Genomic DNA, 6,245 nt, shown 5'->3' on the forward strand with positions numbered 1-6,245 from the left:
GTCCAATATTCATCTGCATTTGTTCCTCTAATCGTTTTTGTTTCTCCTTTAATTTCTCGATTTGTTGTTCGATCGTTAAAATCTTTTCAAAGTTATTCGCCATTGATCTTTCACTCCTATTTTGTTTTATATATAAAAATATTAACATATAAATAAAAATATTCCCATAAGAAATGAAAAATTATGGTACAATAAATCCGAGGACTGAAAGACGAGTGCCCATTTATACACCACTAAAGTGGTGCCCTGGGGTTTGCCTTCGGTCAAAAAGTTTGTCGCCTTCGGATATATAAAACATAAAAGAAAAAGAGGGGAGGGAATTAAGATGAGTTATTACATGCTGCGAGCGAACGTGATCAGTAAAAAAACACAATCAGTAGTAGCAAGTGCCAGCTATCGAAGTGGAACGCCTTTGTATTCAGAACGTGATGAAGAAACCAAAAGCTTTCGAACTCGTGGGGTAGCCCCTGAAGCATTCATCCTAAAACCTGATCACGCCCCCGAATGGACTCTTGACCGTGAAAGATTATGGAATGAAGTCGAGACTAAAGAAAAAGCATGGAATGCCCAACTAGCTCGTGAGATTCTCATTGCTTTGCCACTCGAACTCAATCACGATCAACAAAAGAATCTCGTCAAAACATTTGTTCAAACACACTTTGTGGATGAAGGAATGGTGGCGGACGTCGCCATTCATCGAGATAAAGAACATAACCCACATGCACATATTTTATTGACGGTTCGCCCATTTAAGGAAGACGGTACATGGGGAGATAAGAAGAGAAGAGTATATGAACGAGATGAACACGGAGAAATCAATCGAACAGAAGATGGGAAGAAAATTTTCCAAACGGAATCGTCCACGGATTGGAATGATAGAGAAACATTGGTGAAGTGGAGACTTGCTTATGCAGAGGCCATCAACGACTCTTTCTTAGAGAACGGGATTAACGAAAGCGTATCAGCGCTTTCTTTTGAGGAACAAGGATTGGAGAAGATCGCAGAAGTTCGTTTGGAACGAAATGAATATCAGTTCGTGAAACGATTGGCAGCGCAAGGAAAAGTAGCCTTCACTTTTTATCATCAGCTCAATCAAGAAATACGCCAAACCAATCAAGAAATTGCACGTCTGGAATCCAAAATAGTTTCGCTTGCTGCTCATCAATCTGCACCATCGATTGAGAAACTTCTTCACCAAGAAACGAGTCTCGTGATGAGTCAACTCGAACCTGAATACCAGAAGAGTATTCATTTTTTACAAGGCCGTTTAAAACAAGAGATGCAGTTCACCAATGTTCGTCAGCACTTAGACGGATTGTATCGTTGGAGAGAGCGGACACTCGAACCTAAAGAAACAGAAATGACTGTTACGCATGGCTTGCTTGACGCTGTCAACAGAGCGTATCACACACAAAACCAAGCATTTCTACAGTCCCAAGGTTTTTCATTGGATCGATTCTATGAACAATTTGTTCCTCGACTTGAAGCATACGAGAATCAAGATGGAGTGCGAGAAAAAGAAGCCAAAACACAAGACATGTTACTAGAACATACCGAACGAGTTTATAACGTCTGTTCACTGATTACACATCGCGCGTTCAATCGGATATACCCGGATGTTGCGGAAGAGTTTAAATGGAACGATCGTGTCCTTCTCGCTAAATCTGACATTCTTGAAGCACTAAAACAGAATCGGTTGGAGCAAGTTCCTACTCCTGAAGACGTGTCAGAAGTATTAGCGATTGCAGAAATCAAACAACTGGTCGAAAAAAGCGATACGTTAAGCAATACTGTCCGGATTCAATCGCTAACTCGTAATAAATTGGGTAAAGAAAAAGAGGCGCTTCTGAAAACGCGTGGGGAAGCTGAGAAAGTGTATTCTCTATCCATTAAGTTGAATACGATGCAACAACTTCTCATCCAAAGCAGTCGTAAAGCTGAGTTGGCGAACGAACAACTAGGGGTGCTAATTCGTCATAAGTTTGCAGATGAAAAAGAAAGCACACTTAAAAAGACCGATGCATTGCCACTCCAAGTAAAAGCTGACATTTTGCGCTATTACAAAGATGAGTTGAAGAATGGGTTCATGCCAAATTTAAAAGCCTGTGTACGATTCGCTGCGGTCCAGGAAACGGAACGATCAGCCAAGCAGCAAGCCTATGAAAAAACGCAAGCTCATCCATTTTTCAATCGCTTATCAACCGCGCAGCGAGACATCTCACACTATATTGGGGGACGAGCATCCAGTGAACTGCTTGAACAACTGATTCATCAATCTAGTTCTTCTCACGGTACAAAGCATAGTACACAGCTTTCATCCRAACTAAAGAGAAAAACGAAGAATCAACGCATCCRTCAGCAATTAGATTTAGAAGTCGACTTATAGAAGGGTGGAGGAAGAATGGCGAAACGAAAATTCCGAAAAGGTGCCGGATTACGAATAGCGATGACATTCCTATTAACTCTTCTGATTGGGTATGTTTTATCGGGACTGTTTACGTTATTGAAATTAAAAGGCGACCTCAACAACCGGTTACTCGATGTGCCCGGTACTCTTGATTACGTCATGAATGATGCCGACAATCAAACTAAACTATTAATTCTTCTATTAATGGGCGTCTTCTTCTTTTGGTTTATTTCCAAGATGAACTTGATTGAAAAAACCTATGAAGATGCACATGACTACGGTGTCCATGGATCAGCCCGTTTTACGCTGCCCCAGGAAGTCATGAATGGAAAACAGTTAGCCAAACGCAACAAGTATCACAAAGCGAATCCGACAAAGACGTTTGAGTCGCTTGAAAATGGCTTGATTGTAGGGAAAGTGCCTAATAAAAAGCAAGTGCTCATTATCCCTCGTGAAACGTCCATCGATAACCGCAACGTGTATGTGGTCGGATCCAGTGGGAGTGGGAAAGGTCAATCGTATGTGCTTCCGAACTTGTTAAACAATCGAGAAGAATCGATTATCGTCACGGACCCTAAAGGCGAACTCTATCATGAAACAGCCCAAATCAAGCGTGAACAAGGGTATCAAGTCTATCAAGTTGATTTCATTAACTTTAATGAAGACCATTACAATTTACTTGATTACGTTCTCGACGATCAGGATGCGCAAAGTGTATCTTTAACGATTGCTAAAAACTCCACGAAAGATGGAAAAGAAGACTTTTTCATGGAACGTGCGCAGAAAATGTTAGCTGGATTGATTGTTTACTGCAAAACAGAAAAACAGAATGCCAGCATGAAAGACGTCATTGCAACATTTAATCAAAAAGTGGCACCCGATGAAGATGAATTCCGTGACTGGGTAGAAGATGAATTAAGTCAAGATCATCCAGCGTATCAACTATTAAAAGGGTTAACGACTCTTGGGGGCAACACGCGCGCAAGCGTGACATCATCATTTGCATCACAGGTGAGCATTTTCACGCTAAATAAGATCAGCAAGATGACGAGCATGAGTGATTTTAACTTCCGAGCGTTCCAGGAACAAAAGAGCATCTTATATGTAAAGCTACCCATGGATGACAATCCATTCATGGCCTTAACATCCGTCTTTTTCGACCAATTGATTTCTCAATTTTATAAAATGGCCGATGAAAATCGGGGCAAGTTGAAAATCCCCACGATTTTCTTATTAGATGAGTTTGCGAACATCGGAAAAATCGAGAAATACGGTCGCGTTTTGGCCACTTGTCGAGGGTTAGGGTTATCCATGAACACGATCGTTCAGGATAACGGACAGATTGAAGCGATGTATGGAAAAGAAATGGCCCGTTCTATTTTGTCCAACCATGACACACTCTTATATTTGCGCAGTAAGGACATGGAGACCATCAAGTATTTCTCTCAACTCGCTGGCGAAACGACGGCAAAAGTTCAAACCGGTTCCACCAGTCAAAGTGGAGGCTTCATGAGTGGCAAATCGAGTGCCAGTTCCAGTCAATCCGAACAGTATGTGAAAAAGCCCTTGATTCCAGAAGGAGACTTATCCAATATTTCAAAGGATACCAGCTACTTATTTGTCAGTGGCATGTTCCCAATGAAACTTGAAAAGGCTTGGCAATCCGAAGTGTTTGGAAACTATCTCGACCAATTCAAGCAACATCAACAAGTTGAGGAACCTGAGCGAGTCGTAGAAACACAAATCGCTGCAACAGTAGAAGATGAGCCACTAGCTGATTCTCCTTCATCTGTCAGTGGCGGCACAACCACTCGAATACTCGAGGAAGAATGGTACCAATCGGAACATCTGGATCTAGATTTTGATGAATCTGAGCTGGAACTAAATGAGTCGCTCACTGAAGAAGAGCATGATCTTGAAAAAGAGGACATTCAAAAGCGATTAAAAGAAAAAGAAGTGACCATTCAAAACTTCTTTTAATTCCAGATGGACGATTCGATTAAACCCACACACCAAAAGGAGTGAACTGGATGTATTTGACCATTAGTGAAATTCTCGCAACGGACAAACGGATATTAAGTTTTTATGACCCTGTGCCTTTTGAGGCACTTACATATGATGGTGTTCTCGATTTAGAAGAAAACATCGCAGATTACACGGTAACTTGTTACACACCCATTCGTATTGAAGGCAGGTTAGAGCCTTTATATGAGGCTTGGTATGTACGAAAGGACGTGATTGAATATGTCGAGTAAAGTAGATTTAACTGAAGTATCCAAACGGTTAGAGACGAGCTTAGAAGATTTATTCAAAAATGACCGATTCCAGGACTTGTTGAATGTTATGGCTTCTGGGCATAATTATTCCTTCCATAACGCTTTACTGATCGCTTCTCAATACCCGGATGCGACCATGATCCGCAGTTTCAAGCAATGGCAAGCGCTCGGACGTCACGTCATTAAAGGCGAAAAGAGTATTGATATTCTTGTTCCTACCTTTCAAAAAGAAGTGGAACAGACCGTAGACAAGGAAACCGGTCGTGTCCTTACGGATGAGTATGGCGACCCGCAAGTGAAAGTAAAAGAAACCATCAGTGGCTATGTGTTTGGCAAGGTGTTTGATGTTGCTCAAACCAATGGCCGAGAACTGCCCAATGTTCGAGATTTCGTCCAGAACGATTTGCAGTCGGAAGAATCTTTGAGCGAACTGTATGACCGTTTTGTACAGAACGTAAACACAGACGAGAAGAATCCGTTATCAATCTTAGAAGAACATCATGAACATGAAGCTTATGGTGGGACCTATAATCGCACAACCGATCAAATCGTGATTAATACAGCAGTTTCCAAAACCACGGATGACAAGTTTAGAGTGGTCATTCATGAATATGCGCACGGACTTCTTCATAACAAAGAAAGTGAGATGCATCAATATCCTCGTGGTCATAAGGAAGCACAGGCAGAATCTGCAGCCTACATTGTGTCAAAATATTATGGGCTAGATACCAACCTGACTTCAACCGGTTATATTGCGACATGGGCTCAGGACTTGAATGTCGCCAAACAAGCGATTCGAGAAGTACAGCAAGTATCCAGTCAGATGATTGAACAAATCAATTCCCTACAAAGTGAAAAAATCAACGAGTTTTATCAATCCATCGATCCGTCCAAAGTGAAATCTGAGTTGGAGGAAAAACTTCAGATTGATTTAAACAATTATCCAACCATGCAGTTAGTAGATCCAAAGAACGGATTGGTCTTATTTGCGAAAGTGGAAGAAAATGCTCGTGACAATCAATTCATCCTGCGTACTAATACCAATCGCTTGGTGCCGTTAAGTGACTTGGAAAGCCGGTACCATGTCATCAACGTATTGGAAAACAAAAATGAAATCGTGAAAGAGTTCAAGAAGGTCGAAGATTTCATGAAAGTCACCAAAATTGAAGATGGCAAATATTCGGTGACACTTGAGGGAGGAAAAACGACTGAACGGACATTTGCGAAGAAGATTGAAGGTCAGAAGTTCATTCAGAAGACAGCTATCGATCAGTCCTTAAATACCGAACGATTTCTATCTGTCACTTCTGTGAAAGAAATAAACCATCTACAGACAAAAAATGAAAAACTATTAAATGAACGAGTCGGCAAATATATTAAAGCGAAAAATTTTAAAGCCGAACATCAACACAATATTACGGTAGGGTGGCATTTAATGAAAAATCCATTATTGCAATCCCGAGAGGCATTAGAAAAAAACATTGAGTCCTTAAATCCTCACCACAGTCACACCAAAGAATTAAAAGAAGCAGTGGCAACGAAAGAAAAACAACAAGAATTAG

The 6,245-nt window shown here is 41.0% G+C and carries 4 protein-coding genes; all 4 read left to right on the forward strand.

All coding sequences use genetic code 11. From position 1 onward, the window contains the following. Nucleotides 1–325 precede the first annotated feature (325 nt). Entirely contained in the window at nucleotides 326–2,386 is a 2,061-nt protein-coding gene (gene mobQ / locus AC1DSL_RS15075; RefSeq protein WP_477532801.1) for a MobQ family relaxase, read from the forward strand. A gap of 15 nt (nucleotides 2,387–2,401) precedes the next feature. Then, a complete protein-coding gene (locus tag AC1DSL_RS15080; RefSeq protein WP_477532802.1) occupies nucleotides 2,402–4,387 on the forward strand; it encodes a VirD4-like conjugal transfer protein, CD1115 family in 1,986 nt (661 codons plus the stop codon). 50 nt (nucleotides 4,388–4,437) lie between these two features. Next, complete coding sequence (locus tag AC1DSL_RS15085; RefSeq protein ID WP_394189523.1) at nucleotides 4,438–4,662, forward strand: hypothetical protein; 225 nt, start codon at nucleotides 4,438–4,440, stop codon at nucleotides 4,660–4,662. Then, on the forward strand, nucleotides 4,652–6,245 hold a 1,594-nt coding region (locus AC1DSL_RS15090; RefSeq protein ID WP_477532803.1), incomplete at its 3' end, for an ArdC-like ssDNA-binding domain-containing protein. The genes AC1DSL_RS15085 and AC1DSL_RS15090, both read left to right, overlap by 11 nt.

The sequence above is a fragment of the Paenisporosarcina sp. P4_D4 genome (assembly GCF_056401835.1).

Coding starts and splice junctions, on each gene's coding strand:
- AC1DSL_RS15085 (WP_394189523.1), top strand. CDS start 4,438: ATGTATTTGACCATTAGTGAAATTCTCGCAACGGACAAACGGATATTA.
- AC1DSL_RS15080 (WP_477532802.1), top strand. CDS start 2,402: ATGGCGAAACGAAAATTCCGAAAAGGTGCCGGATTACGAATAGCGATG.